Consider the following 18,020-nt stretch of genomic DNA (forward strand, 5'->3'; position numbering starts at 1 on the left):
TATATTAGCGCAATCTTCTTCAAACACATTAAGGTTTCATTGCGCCATATCAAAAGCGACCGGACGCTCTATAATGCGTTTCCGCTACGTAATATCAGACCAGGAGCGTGCTTGAAGAATAGATCTCGCTCACCAGAGGATTTCTCGAAGCCGTGCAGTTCAGCAGGAGCGGAACCACAAACATCCCGGTCCTTGCGCAACGGCGACTACAGATCTTGCTGTGACCAGAGTGTGACCAGCAGCCGCTTCTTCTGTCCGGTGAATTTGCGGATCTGGACCAATCCATTGAAAACTCTGAGGCTTTCAATGGTGGGCGCGACAGGGATTGAACCTGTGACCCCACCCGTGTGAAGGGTGTGCTCTCCCGCTGAGCTACGCGCCCTGCGCCGACCGAACCGGCGAAGTGGGGCGATATAACGAGTGCCCCGTGATCAAGTCAAGCGCGGAAGATGCACCTTCCGCGCTTTCTTCCCCAGGGGTCTTTCAGACACCCGCGGCGCGCAGCGCACCCACCTTGTCGAGCGCCGCGCGAACCTTTTCGTCGCGACTGTAAACGTCGTTGAAGTAGCGGACCTCGCCGGATTCATCCGGCCATGCGGTGAAATAGGAGACGTAGACCGGCACCTTCACCTTGAGCGTCTCGCGGCCGTGCGGCGCCTGCAGGCGCTTTGCCACCTGTTCCTTGTCCCACCCGAGCACGGCGGCGGCCATCGCCCTCGGATCGGACAGGCGGATGCAGCCGTTCGACAGCGCGCGATTCTCGCGGGCGAAGAGGTGCTTTTCCGGCGTGTCGTGCATGTAGATGGCGTGCGGGTTTGGGAACATGATCTTCATTTCGCCGAGCGCGTTGTTGGCGCCCGGACGCTGGCGCACGTCGAACGGGATGTTGGCACCGTAGGCCGACCAGTCGATCGCGGTCGAGGAAACAACGCGGCCGTTGCGGTCGACGACCTCGTAGCCATTGCGGTCGAAATAGCTCGGGTCCTTGAGGACGCGCGGCAGGTAGGTGTTGACCAGGATCGAGCGCGGCATGCCCCAGTAGGGGTGGAACTCGACGTAGCTGATCTCGTTCTGGAAGAAGAAGGTCTGCGTCTCGATGCGGCCGACGACCGTGCGCATCGACAGCTTCTGCTTGCCGTCCTCGACGTAGTACGCCTCGAAGGCAGGCGTGTTGATGAAGACGTAGCGGTCGGTGAAGTCGGACGGGAGCCAGCGGATCTGCTCCATCGCGATCCTCACCTTCTCGATCGACGAAGTCTTCGATTCGCCGGCGATCGCGAGCACCGTACGCGGACCGATCACCCCGTCGTCGCCGATGCCGACCATACGCTGGGCGGCCTTGATGACGGGAACCAGCTCCTGCGCATAGGTGTCGCTGCCGAGATGGCGCGTCAGGACGTCGCCGTGCTCAAGCCGAAACGTCTCGTCGGCACGTCGGCTGATCAGCGTCAGGATTTTTGCGAATTCCGGATTGGTTTGGCCGGGCTTCACCACCGTCTTCGGGTCAACGATGATGTCGTTCTCGGCGCTTTCGCGCAGGCGGACAAGCTCCGCGCGCAGCGCCTTGTAATAGGCGTTTTGCGGGTGCAGCCCATCGAGGAACGCGGCGACATCCGTGCTGGCGCGCATATCGCGCAGGAGTTTTACGCCGTCGAACTCCTTCGGCTTGAAGTCGTGGTAGCCGGAGATGCGGTTCGGGTCGATCCGGCCATTGCGGGCATCGCGCGCATAGCGCAGCACGCGGGCCGACAGCTCCATCTCGAAGGCGGTCAAAGCGCCCTCACCCGCGTCCGATCCCGGCACCGTTACGGCATAGTCGTGCGGGTCGAGACCCTCCTGGTCAGCCTGCGACAGCGTCTTCAGGACGGCCTGCGCCTTTTGGGTGATCGCGCCGTCGGCAACCCAGATGAAGCTCGGCTCCTGGCTGTAATACGCAACCAGCGCCTCGGCGACGTTCTTTTCCGCCAGCAGCGCAAAGTCCTGCAGGCTGCGGATTTGCTCTTCGGTCAGCGGCTGAGCGGCAGGTGCCTCTGCCTGGACAGTGATTTCGGTCTGGGTTTCGGTGGACGGCGGTGTCGATGCAGCGTCGGAGGCCGACTCAGGCGACGCAGCCGGGCTCGCAGCGCCTTCTGGCTGGCTTGAGACCTCGGTTGCCTTGGCGTCCTCCAGCACTTCCTCGATCCGGTCCTCGATGGTGCCGACGGTGGTGTGGTCGATGCCGGGCGCCGAAAGTGATGCACCGTCGCGCTGGCGCTGCGGCACGATCGCCGAGAAGTCGACCCGGACCAGCGGGTCCGTCTTGTAGGTGTAGTACTGTGGGCCGGCGACCTTCGGCGGCGTCACCACCTTCTTCGGCTGCTCGGCGGGAACCATGACGGCCGGTGGCTGTTGGGGCGCATGGCGCGGCCGGTCACGGAACAGCATGTCGAACAGCGTCTGCGCCGAAGCCGGTGCCGTGCAGGTAGCGAATGCGGTCAGCGTGGCCGCGGTCGAAAGCGCCAGCAACCTGGCGTAGCGAGTGGTCGTCATAAATATTCTACCTGCGCGAGTTCCCCGAACATGTCCCGACTATAGTGATTCAGCCTGAATCCGTTAAGTCGCGCCGGCGAATGCGGTCACACGGAGCGTCGTGTGCGGCCTTTGGGCCACAGGCACAACCCGACGCAGGGTCATGCGGCATTCAACCGCCTTCCAACGCTGCGGAATGAGTCGAATCCCCTTTTTACTTTTCAGGACAATGGTCTAAGAGGCTGCCATCGACGAACCTTACTCGGGACGCATAGCCATGGCCAATCCGGCAGCAGCCAATCTCTTCCCTCTTGCTTCCGACGATACTCCTTACCGCAAACTGACTTCCGACTACGTCTCCGTGGATACCTTCCGCGGCCAGGAAGTCCTGACGGTGGAGCCGGAAGCGCTGCGCCTGCTATCCGAAACCGCGTTTTCCGACATCAACCACCTGCTGCGTCCCAGCCACCTGAAGCAGCTCGCCTCGATCCTCGAGGATCCGGAGGCAACCGACAACGACCGCTTCGTGGCCTATGACCTCCTGAAGAACGCGAATATCGCCGCTGGCGGCGTGCTGCCCATGTGCCAGGACACCGGCACGGCGATCATCATGGGCAAGAAGGGCCGCCGCGTCTGGACCGAGGGCGGCGACGACGCCTGGCTCGGCCAGGGGGTGCTGGACGCCTACAACCGCAAGAACCTGCGCTACTCGCAGCTCGCGCCGCTTTCGATGTTCGAGGAGCAGAACACCAAGAACAACCTGCCGGCGCAGATCGACATCTACGAAGAGGGCGAGGACGCCTACAAGTTCCTGTTCGTCGCCAAGGGCGGCGGCTCGGCCAACAAGACCTTCCTCTACCAGGGGACGCCGTCGCTGCTGACGCACGACCGCATGATCGACTTCCTGAAGGAAAAGATCCTGACCCTCGGCACGGCGGCCTGCCCGCCCTATCACCTCGCCATCGTCATCGGCGGCACCTCGGCCGAGATGAACCTCAAGACCGTGAAGCTCGCCTCGACCCGTTATCTCGACGGCTTGCCCACCCAGGGCAGCCCGGAAGGCCACGCCTTCCGCGACGTCGAGATGGAAGCCGAGATCCACAAGCTGACGCAGCAAATGGGCGTCGGCGCCCAGTTCGGCGGCAAGTACTTCTGCCATGACGTCCGCGTCATCCGCCTGCCGCGCCACGGCGCATCGCTGCCGATCGGCCTCGGCGTCTCGTGCTCGGCCGACCGCCAGGCCAAGGGCAAGATCACTCGCGACGGCGTGTTCATCGAGGAGCTGGAGACCAACCCGGCGCGCTTCATGCCCGACATCGACGATGAGAAACTGACCTCGCATGTCGTACGCATCGACCTCAACCAGCCGATGGAGCAGATTCTCAAGACGCTGTCGCAACACCCGGTAAAGACGCGTCTTTCGCTCACGGGCCCGATCATCGTGGCACGCGACCTCGCGCACGCGAAGATCCGCGAGCGCCTTGAGCGCGGCGAGCCGATGCCGGACTACTTCAAGAACCACCCGATCTACTATGCCGGCCCGGCGAAGACCCCGGCTGGCTATGCTTCGGGTTCGTTCGGCCCGACGACTGCCGGCCGCATGGACTCCTATGTCGACCAGTTCCAGTCGTTCGGTGGCTCGATGGTCATGCTCGCCAAGGGCAACCGCTCACGCCAGGTGCGCGAGGCCTGCGCCAAGCATGGCGGGTTCTACCTCGGCTCGATCGGCGGTCCGGCCGCGCGTCTCGCGCAGGATTGCATCAAGAAGGTAGAGGTGGTCGAATATCCGGAACTCGGCATGGAGGCGATCTGGCGCATCGAGGTCGAGGACTTCCCCGCCTTCATCGTCATCGACGACAAGGGCAACGACTTCTTCAAGGAACTCAACCTCGGCTAGGAGATCTGCGGCATGGCGATGAGGAAAGGCTACAAGCAACTACTCGAAGAAGCCAATGCCGCGATCAGCGCTGTAACGCCCGAAGAGGCGCATCGTCTGGCGCAGTCGGACGATGTCGTCCTGGTGGACATTCGCGATCCGCGCGAGCTGGATCGCGAGGGCCGCGTACCCGGAGCATTCCACGCGCCCCGTGGGATGCTCGAATTCTGGATCGATCCGGAAAGCCCCTATCACAAGCCGATCTTCGCCAGCGGCAAGACCTTCATCTTCTTCTGCGCTGGCGGGCTGCGCTCAGCGCTTGCCACCAAGACCGCGCAAGACATGGGGCTTGAACCCGTCATGCATATCGAGGGTGGTTTTGGCGCCTGGAAGAAGGCGGAGCTTCCGGTCGACACGGCCCCGCGCGAGCGGGCATGAGCGAAACCGGCGCCCTCCCTTGGGACAATCCGCGCTTCCGCAACTGGATTGCGCTGGTGCGGGCGGAAAAAGCGGTTGTGCGTGCGCTTACCCGCGAGCTTGCGGCGCTCGACCTCAAGGTCGGCCAGCTCGACGTGATGATGAACATCTTTCGTCACCCCGGCATGTCGCAGCACGAAGTGGCGCGAAAGCTGCTCGTCGGCCGCTCGAACATCACCATGCTGGTACCGCAGCTCGAGACGCAAGGGCTGGTCCGGCGCGAGGGCGACCCTAAAGACAAGCGCATCATCCGCCTCTACCTGACCGACACAGGCACCCAGAAGCTGATGGAGGCGTTAAAGGTCTACACGCAGCTGCTCGACAAGGTGATGGCGCAGTCAACGCCTGCCCAGTGCGATGCGCTCGGCGATCAGATGCGGCGAATCGAGCAGATGCTGGATACCGGCGAAGACTGATCAGCCCTGCGAACGCAGCAGCACCGTCGCCACGTCGTCATTGGCCGCGTCGCGCATCTCGGCAAGGCTCCGATTATCGAGCACCATTGCGACGGCCTGCCGAACCTCCAGCATCACATGCCGGACCTGGCAGGTAGCCTCGTCGCAATCCTCACAGCGCTGGTAGCCGGTCTGGCTGGCGCAGGGAATCGGAGCCAGCGGGCCATCCAGCACGCGGATGACATGACCGACCTTGATCTCGGAAGCTGGCTTGGCGAGCCGGTAGCCGCCATCCTTGCCCTTGCGGCTATGGACGAAGCCGGCGTTGCGCAGCTCGCCCAAAATCGCGTCCAAAAACTTCTTCGGGATGTTGTTGGCGATTGCGATCTCGCTGACGAACTCGAACTGACCAGGCGGCAGATGCGCCAAGTGCATTAATGCCTTCAGCCCGTATTTGCCCTTTCTGGTGAGCATCGCTCGCGCCCTGCAGACAGTCGGCCCCGCCGACTGGTTGTGGCGGCTGCCGAGTATTTCCCGAGCCGCACCCGTTGCTTGTCTGATAGGCCCGGCGCCTCTCACATACAACAGCAAATGCGACAGAATTGCGCGTTTGCCTTATGGATATGCGGACCCGCGGCAGCTGGCCTACTTGCCGGTTGGCTGCGAAGACATCTGTCCCCTTTTGCTCGGTCTTGGCTGAGCCGGGAAACCGATGATCGTCGCGCTCCTCCGGGGCGCACGATACTCGGCAGCAAGGAGCGCATCTATGAGGATATCAAGAGCCTGACGCGTTCTTTCGCTCAGTTCATCGTTCCCACCGAGCAGGCGATAGGCTTCCTCCAAATGGCGGCGTACGGCCGGAAAGGTCGTGGTCACAGGCATCTCTCCATGTCGCCCCCCATGTGCGACGGGTTTGCGCCCGCAACCGTTTCCATAGGTAAAACGGGAAAGCCCGCATTTTAATGATCGGGTGGCGGTCCACATATGTGGTTTACGCACATGATGAATCACGTGTCGCACCGGCAGGTGCCGTAGCCTTCGAAACCGGCTATGAACTGTCAGGCGTGCAGAGTTTTTGAGGAGGCAGCGGAATGTTGCGACGGACGGATTTCTACATTGACGGCAAGTGGGTCCCGCCGGTGAAGCCGTGGGAATTCGAAGTCATCAATCCCGCCGACGAGCAGCCCTACGCGATCATTTCGCTCGGTTCCGAAGCGGATGTCGACATCGCGGTCGAAGCAGCGCGTCGCGCCTTCCCTGCCTGGGCGGCAACGCCGCACGAGGAGCGAGTCGCCCGGGTCGAGAGGCTACTAGAGATCTACAAGCGTCGCGCGCAGGAAATGGCCAAGGCGATTTCCGAGGAAATGGGCGCCCCGATTCGCCTCGCGATCGAGGAGCAAGCGGCTGCGGGCAGCTACCACATCCGCAACTTCATCTACGCTCTCAAAAGCTTCCAGTTCGAGTATCCACTGAACGACCGATTCCAGGATGAGCGGATCATCCGCGAGCCGATCGGCGTCTGCGGCCTGATTACGCCGTGGAACTGGCCGATGAACCAAGTGGCGCTGAAAGTGGCGCCGGCCGTCGGCGTCGGCTGCACGGTCGTGCTGAAGCCCTCCGAAATCGCGCCGATTTCCTCGATCATCTTCGCCGAGATGATGGACGAGGCTGGCTTCCCCGCCGGCGTGTTCAACATGGTCAACGGCGACGGCCCGACCGTCGGCGAGGCCATGTCGCGCCATCCGGGCATCGACATGATGTCGTTCACTGGCTCAACCCGCGCCGGCGTCGCCGTCACAAAGGCCGCGGCCGACACAGTGAAGCGCGTTGCGCTCGAACTTGGCGGCAAGTCGCCAAATCTCGTCTTTGCCGACACGGATGTCGAAGATGCAGTGGTGCGCGGTCTCAACCACTGCTTCGAGAACACCGGCCAGTCCTGCAACGCGCCGACCCGCATGCTGGTCGAGCGTCCAGTCTACGATCAGGCTGTCGAAGTCGCCGCACGTCACGCCGCGAAGGTGCGCGTCGGCAACCCGGCCGAGGATGGCGACCACATCGGTCCGCTGGTTTCACAGACCCAGTTCGACAAGGTCCAGCGCCTGTTCGAAATTGCGATAAAGGAAGGCGCGCGACTCGTCGCCGGCGGTCCGGGCCGCCCGGAAGGTTTCAATCGCGGCTACTATGTCCGGCCAACCGTCTTTGCCGACGTGACCAACGACATGACGATCGCCCGGGAGGAAGTGTTCGGGCCGGTGCTGGCGATGATTCCCTTCGAGACCGAGGAAGAGGCGATCGCCATCGCCAACGACACGCCCTACGGCCTGTCGAGCTACATCCAGACCGGCGATCCGGAGCGTGCGCGCCGCGTTGCCCGCCAGCTGCGCAGCGGCATGGTCAATCTCAATGGCAAGTCGAATGCTCCCGGCAGCCCCTTCGGCGGCTACAAGCAGTCGGGCATCGGCCGCGAAGGCGGTGTCTTTGGCCTCGAGGAGTTTTTGGAGATCAAGGCAGTGTCGGGCTGGCCGGCGTAAGCACGGCAGCCTTGCACCCGCACCCCTTGAACCCGAGCGCCTTCGGTGCGAAATGAAGGGCTGGTAAATTTCTAGGATGGCAGCGGCCAAATGGTCACTTATCTCGATGCGGAGACGGCACCGCTTCGCAATACCGGTCAGATCCGTCTCTACAACGCGGAAGCCTTTGAAGGCATGCGCAAGGCCTGCCAGGTTACCGCGCGCTGCCTCGACGAACTCGTCTCATTCGTGAAACCCGGCGTAACGACGCTAGAGATCGACCGTTTCGTGTTCGAGTTCGGCATGGACAACGGCGCTCTCCCGGCCACGCTGAACTACCGCGGCTATACGCGCTCGGTGTGCACCTCGATCAACCACGTCGTCTGCCACGGCATTCCGGACGACAAGCCGCTGCGCGAGGGTGACATCGTCAACATCGACGTCACCTACATCGTTGATGGCTGGCATGGCGATTCCAGCCGCATGTACCCGGTCGGCCAGATCAAGCGTGCTGCGGAACGCCTGCTCGAAGTCACACACGAATGCCTCATGCGCGGTATTGCTGCCGTGAAGCCCGGCGCACGCACCGGCGCGATCGGGGCGGCGATCCAGGCCTACGCCGAGGCCGAGCGCTGCTCGGTGGTTCGCGACTTCTGCGGCCACGGCGTCGGCCGGCTGTTCCACGATGCGCCGAACATCCTGCACTACGGCCACGCCAATGAAGGCGTCGAGATGCGCCCAGGCATGATCTTCACGATCGAGCCGATGATCAATCTCGGCAAGCCGCATGTGAAGGTGCTGTCGGACGGCTGGACGGCTGTCACCCGCGACCGTTCGCTTACCGCGCAGTATGAGCACGCGGTGGGTGTCACCGAGACTGGCTGCGAGGTCTTTACCCTCTCCCCGGCGGGCCTGTTTGCCCCCGGCATCACAACCGGGAAGTGACATGACGGGCGGGGAAGAAGACGAACGCGGCTTCTTCTCCGAGTTCCCGGTTGCCATGCCGCAACCGCCACTTCCGGTGCACAACAAGAAGGCGGACAAGCCACACTATCTCGGCCATCGCGATCGCCTCCGAAACCGTTTCCTTGAAAACGGGGCCACCACCCTCGCCGACTATGAGCTCCTCGAGCTCCTGCTCTTCCGCTCGATCCCGCGCGCCGACACCAAGGGAATAGCCAAGGCGCTGATTAACCGCTTCGGCTCCTTTGCGGAGGTCTTGGGCGCACCGCCGCACCTGCTGCGCGAAGTGCGCGGCGTAGGCGACAGCGTCGCGCTGGACATCAAGGTGATCGCCGAAGCCGCGCGCCGCATGACGCGTGGCGAGATCGCAAAGCGCCCCCTACTCGGCACCTGGCAGCAGGTTCTCGACTATTGCCGCACGGCAATGGCGTTCCAGGAACGCGAGACGTTCCGCATCCTCTTTCTCGACAAGAAGAACGTGCTGATCGCCGACGAAGTGCAGCAAGTCGGCACGGTCGACCACACGCCCGCCTATCCGCGCGAGGTGGCTCGCCGCGCGCTGGAACTGTCGGCGACCGCCATCATCCTCGTCCATAATCATCCCTCCGGCGATCCGACGCCCTCGCGCGCCGATATCGAGATGACGAAGCTCATCATCGAGGCCGCGCGGCCGCTGAACATCGTCGTCCATGACCACATCATTATCGGCAAGCACGGCCATGCGAGCCTGAAGGGCTTGCAGCTGATATGACCAGCGGCTCCTCGGAACTCCACGCAAACAAAAAGGCCGCCCGGAGGCGGCCTTTTCGATTCCTTGCCAGGAGCGCTTACTCGGCAGCGTCGTCCTTGGCAGCCTTCTTCTTCGGAGCGGCCTTCTTCTTGACCTCGCCCTCGCCTGCCTCATCGGCAGCCTTGGCCTTCGAAGCAGCCTTCTTGGCCGGCTTCTTCTCTTCCTTGGCCTCGCCCTCGCCTTCCTCGTCATCAGCGAGCAGCTCGTCCTTCGAGACCTTCTTGTCGTCGACGGAGATGACGGTCAGCAGGTGGTCGACAACCTTCTCCTCGAACAGCGGCGCGCGGATGCTTGCGAGCGCGTTCGGGTTGCTGCGGTAGAACTCGTAGACCTGCTGCTGCTGGCTCGCCGGGACGCGGCGGATCTGGTCGAACAGGGCGCGCTGCAGCTCCTCGTCGGTGACCTGGACGCCGGCCTTCTCGCCGATGTCGGCCAGGACCAGGCCGAGGCGGACGCGGCGCTCTGCAAGGCGCTGGTACTCGTTGCGAGCCTCGATCTCGGTGGTGCCTTCGTCAGCGAAGGTGCGGCCAGCGCGAGCGAGGTCGTTGTTGACCTGGGCCCAGATGTTGTTGAACTCAGCGTCGACCAGCTTCGACGGAGCCTCGAACTTGTAGGCCTCATCCAGCGCGTCGAGCAGCTGGCGCTTGGCCTTCTGGCGGGTAACCGCGCCGTACTGGCTCTCGATCTGGCCCTTCACGACTTCGCGGAGCTTCTCGAGGCTCTCAAGACCGAGCTGCTTGGCGACTTCGTCGTTCAGCTCGAGCTCGGCCGGCTTGGCGACAGCCTTCACCTTGATGTCGAAAGTGGCTTCCTTGCCAGCGAGATGAGCGGCCGGGTACTGCTCAGGGAAGGTGACAGTGATGACCTTCTCTTCGCCGGCCTTGAGGCCGACCAGCTGGTCCTCGAAGCCCGGGATGAACTGGTTGGAGCCAAGGACGAGATCGGCATCCTCGGCAGCGCCGCCCTCGAAGGCCTCGCCGTCGATCTTGCCGAGGTAGTCGAAGGTGACCTTGTCACCCTGCTCGGCCTTGCCCTTCTTCTCCTCGTAGGTGCGCGCGGAATTCGCGACCTGTTCAACGTGCTCGTTAACTTCCTCTTCCGGAACGTCGTAGACGAGGCGGGTGATCTTGAGCGTGGACAGGTCCTTCTGCTCGATCTCCGGCAGAACCTCGTACTCGAGCGAGAACTCGAAATCGGCAGCGCCGGCGAGGATCTTCTCGGCCTCGGCCTCATCCTCGGTCATGATGACTTCCGGCTGCATCGCAGCCTTCTCACCGCGCTCCTCCAGGATCGAGCGGGTCGAGTTGTTGAGGATCTCGTTGACGACCTCCGCCATGAACGACTTGCCGTACATCTTGCGCAGGTGCTGGATCGGCACCTTTCCGGGACGGAAGCCGTTGATGCGTGCCTTATCCTTAGCCGCGAAAAGCCGCTCAGTGAGCTTGGCTTCCAGGTCGGAGGCTGGGACGATCACCTTGATCTGGCGCTTCAGCCCCGTGTTGAGCGTTTCGGTAACCTGCATCTCAAAACCTTTGTCTTCGTCTAGCCGCCGGGTCCGGCGGCTCGCCGTTCAGCGTGCGGGAATAGCGTGCCGGGGAACGGGATGGTAGGGAAATTTTTGCCGGCCAACTTGTTGGAGGGCCTGCTTAATTCCGTCACTGACCAGCCTGTACCCGGATTGGCGCCGCGTTCAGGCAGCACAAATCGCGCCCCTATATAGCCAGTTTTAGGGCAAACGCCAGCGTTTCTGGCCAAATTGCTTTACAGAAGGGCGAATTCCGCAGCCTGTGCGCTTTTGAGGACTTTTCGCCCACCGCTTCGGTTGCTTGCACCTGCTCAGCGGCCAGTCGGCCAGGCACCGCGACGGCGAGGAACTCCCGCTTCAGGTCTAACCTGCTTGCATCTGGGTAGCCGCAATTGGCCACTTGCGAGTGCCGGCATTATATCATAGTGACAGCGCCGTTGCGGGTGTGGCGAAATTGGTAGACGCACCAGATTTAGGTAGCGATAGATAGCCCATCCATCCACGGATAGTTGATTGAAAACAGCTGCGGATTATCCCGAAAATCCGCGGCTTTTCTTAACTCAACAGCTATCCACTCATGGATATATTATCGGCAATACGATGTGGTGCGCGCCACATGATGTGGCGTGGCAGTCCCTCAGTTCTGATGGAAGTGGCGGAGATCATTGACGCCACAAACGCCACACGCGCCACATGCCGGGAGAGGCCCTCGGCCTCGGGGTGGATGGATTACCCCCCACAATAAGACGCACCGACCGTGCGCCAATTACCCCCCGCAATAGGACACCCCCCGGATGCCCTCCCCCTAGGTTTCACCCCTAGGTTTTCACCTATGGTTATCCCCATAGGACCACCTCTGGTTCGTCCGTGGTGTTCCCGTTGCCGGGGTCTTTCAGGAGACCTCGAAGATGGAAAACCTCACCGACATCACCTTCATCGCAGCCCATGGCATCAAGCCGTCTGAGCACCCCATGTGGGAGCAGCAGCTTGAGCTTGAGGCTGAGATGCGTTCGGCTGGTATTGCCCGTTTCCGTGCCGCTCTTGAGGCGGCGAGGGAGAAGCAGCGGATGACGCAGACCACCTCTGTTCGTCGTCTGATGATCCATGCCCATGCCAAGACGGTCGAGGCGTACAATGCCTTCCTTGCCGAGGCGGCGTCCTCGAAGGCTGGTCGTCGCCATGTGGCCGCAACCTATCTGGCCGAGGCTGACCCGGATGTGGCCTGCCACCTCGCCATCCGTGCCCTGCTGGACACCGTGTCGCAGCAGATGAAGCTCGCCAATGCAGCTTCCCGTATCGCTACCCTCATCGAGGATGAGCTTCACTTCAACGCCTTCCGCGAGCAGAACGAGGGAGCCTACAACTGGTCGAAGAAGGCCATCCTCGAACGGTCTCAGAACCGCAACTACCAGCGCCGGGTGATGAACAAGCTCGCCCGCAACCGGCAGATCGTTTGGGAGGACTGGTCGGACGAGATCAAGGTCCGAGTCGGCACGAAGATGATCGAGCTGGTCATCGAGGCCACCGGCATGTTCGAGCTTCGCCGCATGACGGACGGAAAGAACTTCACCAACGTCTACGTGGTGGCGACTCAGGAGACCCTCGAATGGATCAAGACGGAGGACGCCCGACTGGAGCCGATGTCTCCGATCTACCTCCCCTGCCTGATGCCGCCTCGCCCGTGGACCTCGCCGGTCAGCGGAGGCTACTGGTCGGGCCGGGTGCGGAACCTCCGGCTGGTCAAAACACACAACCGGGCATACCTCGAAGACTTGGAGAACGCCGACATGCAGACGGTCTACGATGCCGTCAATGCGATGCAGAACACCGCGTGGCAGATCAACCGCCCGGTGTACGAAGTCATGCGTACTTTGTGGGACAATCAATCCACCCTCGGAAACCTTCCCATGAGCGAAGACGAGCCGCTCCCGGAGGCTCCCCTCTGGCTGGAGCCGGGGATGACCAAGGAAGACATGACCCCTGACCAGCTGGAGCAGTTCATGCGCTGGAAGGCGGAGCGCGCAGCGATCTACGAGGCGAACGCCAAGGCGGTCTCGAAGCGCCTCCAGTTCTCCCGGATGCTTTGGGTGGCCGAGCGGTTCAAGGACGCGGAAGAGTTCTACTTCCCGTACCAGCTGGACTTCCGTGGCCGCGTCTACGCTGTCCCGCTGTTCCTCAACCCGCAGGGCAACGATGCCGCCCGTGGTCTCCTGACGTTCGCCAACACCGTACCGATCAGCGATCAGGAGGGAGCTGACTGGCTGGCTATCCATGGCGCTGGCATGTGGGGCGTGGACAAGGCCATCACCGGGGACATCAAGATCGGTGGTGGTAGGGTAGGCAAGATCAGCTACCAGATCGTCCCGTATGCCCCGACCGTTCAGGTGGGCGCATCGGTGACGGCCTACACCCGCGTCAGGTCTAACGGCCCCTCATACACTATCCCGATGGAGTTCGGTTCCGGTGAAGGCTCCAACATCATTGCCTTCTGGAGCAACACCACCGGGAACGCAGCATCGACCCTCGCGGTTGGAGGTACGCCGGTCACGTTCCTCGCGGGCAACTCGCCCCTCGTGTCGGGAAGCGTCTACAACTGCTACTGGCTCTGCCACGTCGCCGGGAAGCAGGGAGTGCAGAACGTCACATGCAATGCGGCGTCGTCCTTCGCCTCCAACTGCATCAACATCGCCGTGTGGCGGGTGACGAACCTCCAATCCGTTACCCCCACTCAGGCATACGCGACGCAGGCAGGGTGGCCTCACTCCTTCAACATGACCGCCGAGTCCGGTGGAGCCATCTTCGGGGTGGCCTCATCGGGCCGCGCTTTGGACGGAGTGACCAACTCTTGGGGCGGTATGGAGTACGTGCAGGGCTTCGGTGGCGGTAACAACGGCTACTTCCCCGCCATCTTCGGGCACCGCCACATGCCGGATGGTGGCACCGTCACACTGTCTGTCTCGGCCAACAACGTCTACTTCCCCGTCTGCGCTGCCATCGCATTGAGATAACCAATGAACGACGAAATCCTCATCGCCCTTGGCCGGGTGGAGGGTAAGGTGGACACCATCGGTTCCACCCTCGGAAGCCACTTGGCCCGCATCGAGCGACTGGAAGACCGTCAGACGGCCACGGAGAACGTGGTCTCCGGTCTCGTCGCGAAGAGCAACTCGAACGTCAACTGGATCACCCAACTCCTTACGGCCTTCGGCGTCCTAGTGGCGCTGGGGGCCGCCCTCTATGAAAGGCTGCCGATATGAGCAACCTGAACAAAGTCCTCGAACAGCTTCACACGGAACTCGCGGAGACCCTTCTCGCGAAGATCAGGAGCGGAGAGGCCACGGCCTCCGACCTCAGTGTCGCCCGCCAGTTCCTCAAGGACAACGGCATCGACGGTGCCCGGAAGCCTAACAGCCCCATCGACAACCTCGCGAAGGAAATCCCCTTCACCGAGATCGATGATCTGGATGAACGGGCTGGCTACCTTCCCAACTAATTAGCCCCGCAGCGGCGCACAGAAGCTCGCCTACGGCTATCCACGGGTGGATGGGTGTATACCCTCCGCCCATTTTTTTCGCGCCCTGCGGGCCTCCTAGAGGCCGAAATGAGCAACGGTAATCTAAAGACCACGACCTCCCTCTCACCCATCCTCTCCGACTTCCGCAACTTCCTCTACCTCGTCTGGAAACACCTCAACCTCCCGGAGCCTACGGCGGTCCAGTACGACATCGCCGTCTACCTCCAGAAGGGACCGAAGCGTTGCGTCATCGAGGCGTTCCGAGGCGTGGGTAAAAGCTGGGTCACGTCAGCCTTCGTCTGCTGGCTCCTGCTGAACAACCCCCAACTGAACATCCTCGTCGTCTCTGCATCGAAGGACCGCGCTGACGCCTTCTCGACCTTCACCAAGCGCCTCATCGCGGAGATGGACATTCTGGCCCACCTCAAGCCGGGAAAGGGTCAGCGTGACTCGAACATCGCCTTCGACGTTGGCCCTGCCCGAGCCTCTCACTCGCCCTCGGTGAAGTCGGTGGGCATTGGGTGGAACACATGAGCCGGGACACCCTCCGCGCCCATGAGGAACACCTCGAAGAGCTTCGGGAGAAGGAGTTCCAGAAGTTCATCGAAGACTTCCACCGGCAGTTCGGGGAGGAGCCGAAGGAGGACAGCTGGATTTATGACTAGTTGTCGTATAGAAAGACCATCCCCTCGGTCATTACATTACGGACTAGCTCTTATCTCCGTTAGAGCTACCCGTTGGAGGTTAGCTTAGTCCCCAACCCGAGCCGCCTCTCGATGGCCGAGGGACCTTTCCGACAGCGAAAAATTCGATAGGGAACCCTTCTGGGGTTTCTAGATTACTTCCCGTGTGTGCTGTAAAGCACCCGCCCTCGGTCATCTATGGGATGGGCCTAGCTTCACCCCTGAGCTACTCGTGGATGACCGAGTCCCCACCCCCAACATCTGGTAGGTAAGAACGCATCCAAGCCCCTAGGATTGGTATGTCAATTACCCCCCACAATAGGAGGGGACCCCCCTATGCCCCCCATGGGTGAACCTATAGTTATATCTCTCTTAGGTTCTCCTAATGATACAGACTAGGATTTCCTCATGAGGGTCTTAGGTTAGACCGAGGTTATTGCCTGTCATCATCATCCCTCCTATCATTCCCCCATCCCCAACCCTGATAGTAACCGTCCGGTGAGGACCGCGGTTATGGCGGCGTGATCAGTTATCGGGTTTCGGCGGGGCTTTGTTGATCAATCGCGCCTTGGCTGGGTTTCGTCGGTTCGCGATGCGCAAGAGCGCGTATTTGATCGGGAGTTCGTCGATGGTGTCGGGATCGTAGTCGTCGGCCCATTCGGTTGCGTCGGCATGGTTGGGGTGGTCGGGGTCGGCCAGCGCGTCGAGCATGTCGTAGAAGCCTGGAATGCCACCGCAATCCTCGGGTGGGGCGTTCCTCTCGCCGCCGAGATAGCGCGGATAGGAGGTCTCGGGATGGCCGGCCCTGACGCCGGTCACGGTGAGCCGAAGCTCCCAGCTGTCGCCGAAGTCGTAGAGGTAGTCGATCGTCGTCCTGCGCGGCTTGAGCACATCGCGCAGGCGCACTTTGGCGGCGTCCTTGCGCGGCGCCGTTCCCCAGTCCTCGTCCATCGGCAGGCCGTATCTCTGCTTGCCGATGGTGAACTCCCACAGATGGTAGTCGAACCAGCCCATCACGGCCTGGATGATGTCGTGCAGCACCTTCAGCGTGATCGAGGTCAGCACCTCGACCTCGCGCCAGATCAGGGGATCGGTGTCGCGCAGTTCGACGCGGACCGTGGCGATCTCGTTGAGGCTGTCGGATGCGGCGATCTTCGGGGACGGGCTCATGCGGCCAGTCTTGCAGATTGCGCCTTCCAGTTCCACGGCAGGAGATCGGCCAGGCGGCCCTGCGGCGTGTCGGCGATGCGGGCGAGCACGTCGGCCAGCCAGGCCTGCGGGTCGACGTCGTTGAGCTTGGCGGTTGCGATCAGCGTGTACATGATCGCCGCGCGATCGGCGCCGCGGTCCGACCCGGCGAAGAGCCAGGACTTCCTGCCCAGTGCCAGACCGCGCAGCGCCCGTTCGGCCGCATTGTTCGTGAGGCAGACGCGCCCGTCCTGGAGGAAGCGTGTGAAGCCATTCCAGCGCTTGAGCATGTAGTCGATCGCCTGGGCGGCGGGCGCATGGCGCGAGAGCCTGGCCCGCTCGCCACGCATCCACTCTTCCAGTTCGGCGACGAGCGGCGCACTCCGTTCCTGACGCGCGGCAAGACGTTGCTGGGCAGGCAGCCCGTTGATGTCGCGCTCGATGTCGAACAGGATATCGATGCGCCTCACGGCCTCGAAGGCGATCGGTGAGATCGGCGGCGCGGTCTTGCCGCGACGCGCGTTGGCGGCGATGTCGGCGAGCACGAAGAACTTGCGCCGCGCATGGCTCCAGCAGAGCGCTTCCATCACCGGTCCGGGCTTGCGGTCGACGAGGTAGAGCCGGTTGTAACCGGCATAGGCATCGGCCTGCAGAATGCCGGTAAACTGCTTCAGGTGCCGCTCGGGGTGATCGCCAGACCGGTCGCGCGATGCGTGGAACAGGGCTGCAGGTGGCGATGTCCCGCCGAAGGGCCGATCGTCGCGGACATAGACCCAGGCCCGGCCGGTGTCGGTCTTGCCCTTCGCCAGGATCGGCACCGTCGTGTCGTCGCCGTGAAGCCGTTCCGCCGAGAGCACATGCTCCTCGATGAGCGCATGCAGCGGACGCAGCACCGCCGCGCATGCGCCGACCTGATCGGCCAGCGTCGACAGGCTCAGCTCGACACCTTCGCGGGCATAGCGCTCGCTCTGCCGGCTCAGCGGCTGATGCTGGCCGAACTTCTCGAACAGCACCATCGCCAGCAGGTTCGGCCCGGCGAAGCCGCGCGGCGTGACGTGGAACGGCGCCGGCGGCTGGGTGATCGTCTCGCACTGGCGGCACGAGAACTTCTCGCGCACCGTCTGGATGACCTTCCACCGACGCGGGATCACCTCCAGCGTCTCGGTCACGTTCTCGCCTAGCTTCGACAGCCTGGTCGAGCCGCAGCAGGGGCAGCTCTCGGGTGCGGCGATCACGACGCGCTCGCGCGGCAGGTGCTCCGGGAACGGCTTGCGCGACGGGCGCCGGCGCTCGAACGAGCGGACCGTCTGTGACCGGGAAGCCGCCCTTTCGGCAGAAAGTTCGTCCTCAACAGCATCAGCTTCCAGATCCTCGAGCTGAAGCTCCATCTGCTCGAGCAGCCGGGCCTTGCGCTCCGAGCGGCTGCCGTAGAGTTCGCGCCTGAGCTTCTCGATCTCCAGCTTCAGTCGTGCAATCAACGCCTCCGTTCCGGAGCTGACCGCCGCCGCGTGGGCGGCAAGAGCTTCGGCCTCGATGCGTGCGGCGCGCTCCGCCAGGATCATCGCGTGGGCGGCGGCGAGGTCGGAAGGGA

The 18,020-nt window shown here is 62.6% G+C and carries 16 protein-coding genes and 1 tRNA gene; 11 read left to right on the plus strand and 6 right to left on the minus strand.

The features are described 5' to 3' along the window. Positions 1-307: 307 nt before the first annotated feature. Both L610_RS18170 and L610_RS18175 read right to left on the minus strand, forming a co-directional pair. Positions 308-382, minus strand: a tRNA-Val gene (locus L610_RS18170). 101 nt (positions 383-483) lie between these two features. Further along, positions 484-2,529 carry a murein L,D-transpeptidase gene (locus tag L610_RS18175; protein ID WP_144706788.1) on the minus strand — a complete coding sequence of 682 codons (2,046 nt, stop codon included), beginning with the start codon at positions 2,527-2,529 and terminating at the stop codon, positions 484-486. 256 nt (positions 2,530-2,785) lie between these two features. On the opposite strand from L610_RS18175, the gene L610_RS18180 reads away from it, so the two are divergent. From L610_RS18180 to L610_RS18190, 3 genes are read left to right on the plus strand one after another with little or no spacing between them, the layout of a single operon-like run. Continuing rightward, a complete protein-coding gene (locus L610_RS18180; RefSeq protein WP_144706790.1) occupies positions 2,786-4,405 on the plus strand; it encodes a fumarate hydratase in 1,620 nt (539 codons plus the stop codon). 18 nt (positions 4,406-4,423) lie between these two features. Further along, on the plus strand, positions 4,424-4,822 hold the full coding sequence (locus tag L610_RS18185) for a rhodanese-like domain-containing protein (RefSeq protein WP_144706854.1): 399 nt from the start codon (positions 4,424-4,426) through the stop codon (positions 4,820-4,822). Further along, on the plus strand, positions 4,819-5,277 hold the full coding sequence (locus L610_RS18190) for a MarR family winged helix-turn-helix transcriptional regulator (protein ID WP_144706792.1): 459 nt from the start codon (positions 4,819-4,821) through the stop codon (positions 5,275-5,277). The genes L610_RS18185 and L610_RS18190 overlap by 4 nt, the downstream gene beginning before the upstream one ends. On the opposite strand, the gene L610_RS18195 is transcribed toward L610_RS18190, so the two are convergent. Then, positions 5,278-5,730, minus strand: coding sequence for an Rrf2 family transcriptional regulator (locus L610_RS18195; protein WP_144706794.1), 453 nt, complete (start codon positions 5,728-5,730; stop codon positions 5,278-5,280). Positions 5,731-6,347: 617 nt separating this feature from the next. Between L610_RS18195 and L610_RS18205 the strand changes: the two genes are divergently transcribed. From L610_RS18205 to radC, 3 genes are all read left to right on the plus strand, one after another. Next, complete coding sequence (locus L610_RS18205) at positions 6,348-7,787, plus strand: aldehyde dehydrogenase family protein (protein ID WP_144706798.1); 1,440 nt, start codon at positions 6,348-6,350, stop codon at positions 7,785-7,787. 90 nt (positions 7,788-7,877) lie between these two features. Continuing rightward, a complete protein-coding gene (map, locus tag L610_RS18210; RefSeq protein WP_144706800.1) occupies positions 7,878-8,711 on the plus strand; it encodes a type I methionyl aminopeptidase in 834 nt (277 codons plus the stop codon). 1 nt (position 8,712) lies between these two features. Further along, entirely contained in the window at positions 8,713-9,480 is a 768-nt protein-coding gene (gene radC / locus L610_RS18215) for a DNA repair protein RadC (RefSeq protein ID WP_144706802.1), read from the plus strand. 76 nt (positions 9,481-9,556) lie between these two features. Here the strand turns inward: radC and tig are convergent, their stop codons facing one another. Next, complete coding sequence (tig, locus tag L610_RS18220) at positions 9,557-11,041, minus strand: trigger factor (RefSeq protein WP_144706804.1); 1,485 nt, start codon at positions 11,039-11,041, stop codon at positions 9,557-9,559. Between the two features lie 911 nt (positions 11,042-11,952). Here tig and L610_RS18225 point away from each other — a divergent pair. The 5 genes from L610_RS18225 (at position 11,953) to L610_RS20770 (ending at position 15,223) form a co-directional block, all read left to right on the plus strand. Continuing rightward, positions 11,953-14,052: a hypothetical protein gene (locus L610_RS18225; RefSeq protein ID WP_144706806.1), complete on the plus strand. Its 2,100-nt coding sequence runs from the start codon at positions 11,953-11,955 to the stop codon at positions 14,050-14,052. Between the two features lie 3 nt (positions 14,053-14,055). Further along, positions 14,056-14,301 carry a hypothetical protein gene (locus tag L610_RS18230; protein WP_144706808.1) on the plus strand — a complete coding sequence of 82 codons (246 nt, stop codon included), beginning with the start codon at positions 14,056-14,058 and terminating at the stop codon, positions 14,299-14,301. Then, positions 14,298-14,537 (plus strand): hypothetical protein, encoded by a 240-nt coding sequence (locus L610_RS18235; protein ID WP_144706810.1) that lies wholly within the window; start codon positions 14,298-14,300, stop codon positions 14,535-14,537. The genes L610_RS18230 and L610_RS18235 overlap by 4 nt, the downstream gene beginning before the upstream one ends. Before the next feature lie 108 nt (positions 14,538-14,645). Beyond that, positions 14,646-15,092, plus strand: coding sequence for a phage terminase large subunit (gene terL, locus L610_RS18240; protein ID WP_186441604.1), 447 nt, complete (start codon positions 14,646-14,648; stop codon positions 15,090-15,092). Beyond that, positions 15,089-15,223: a hypothetical protein gene (locus tag L610_RS20770; RefSeq protein ID WP_256366567.1), complete on the plus strand. Its 135-nt coding sequence runs from the start codon at positions 15,089-15,091 to the stop codon at positions 15,221-15,223. The genes terL and L610_RS20770 overlap by 4 nt, the downstream gene beginning before the upstream one ends. 543 nt (positions 15,224-15,766) lie before the next feature. On the opposite strand, the gene L610_RS18245 is transcribed toward L610_RS20770, so the two are convergent. Beyond that, positions 15,767-16,411, minus strand: coding sequence for a plasmid pRiA4b ORF-3 family protein (locus L610_RS18245; protein ID WP_144704471.1), 645 nt, complete (start codon positions 16,409-16,411; stop codon positions 15,767-15,769). Then, entirely contained in the window at positions 16,408-17,991 is a 1,584-nt protein-coding gene (locus L610_RS18250) for an IS66 family transposase (protein WP_244650305.1), read from the minus strand. Before L610_RS18250 ends, L610_RS18245 begins: the two co-directional genes overlap by 4 nt. Between the last annotated feature and the right edge of the window lie 29 nt (positions 17,992-18,020).

The sequence above is a fragment of the Aminobacter sp. J44 genome (assembly GCF_007829415.1).
GTDB lineage: Bacteria > Pseudomonadota > Alphaproteobacteria > Rhizobiales > Rhizobiaceae > Aerobium.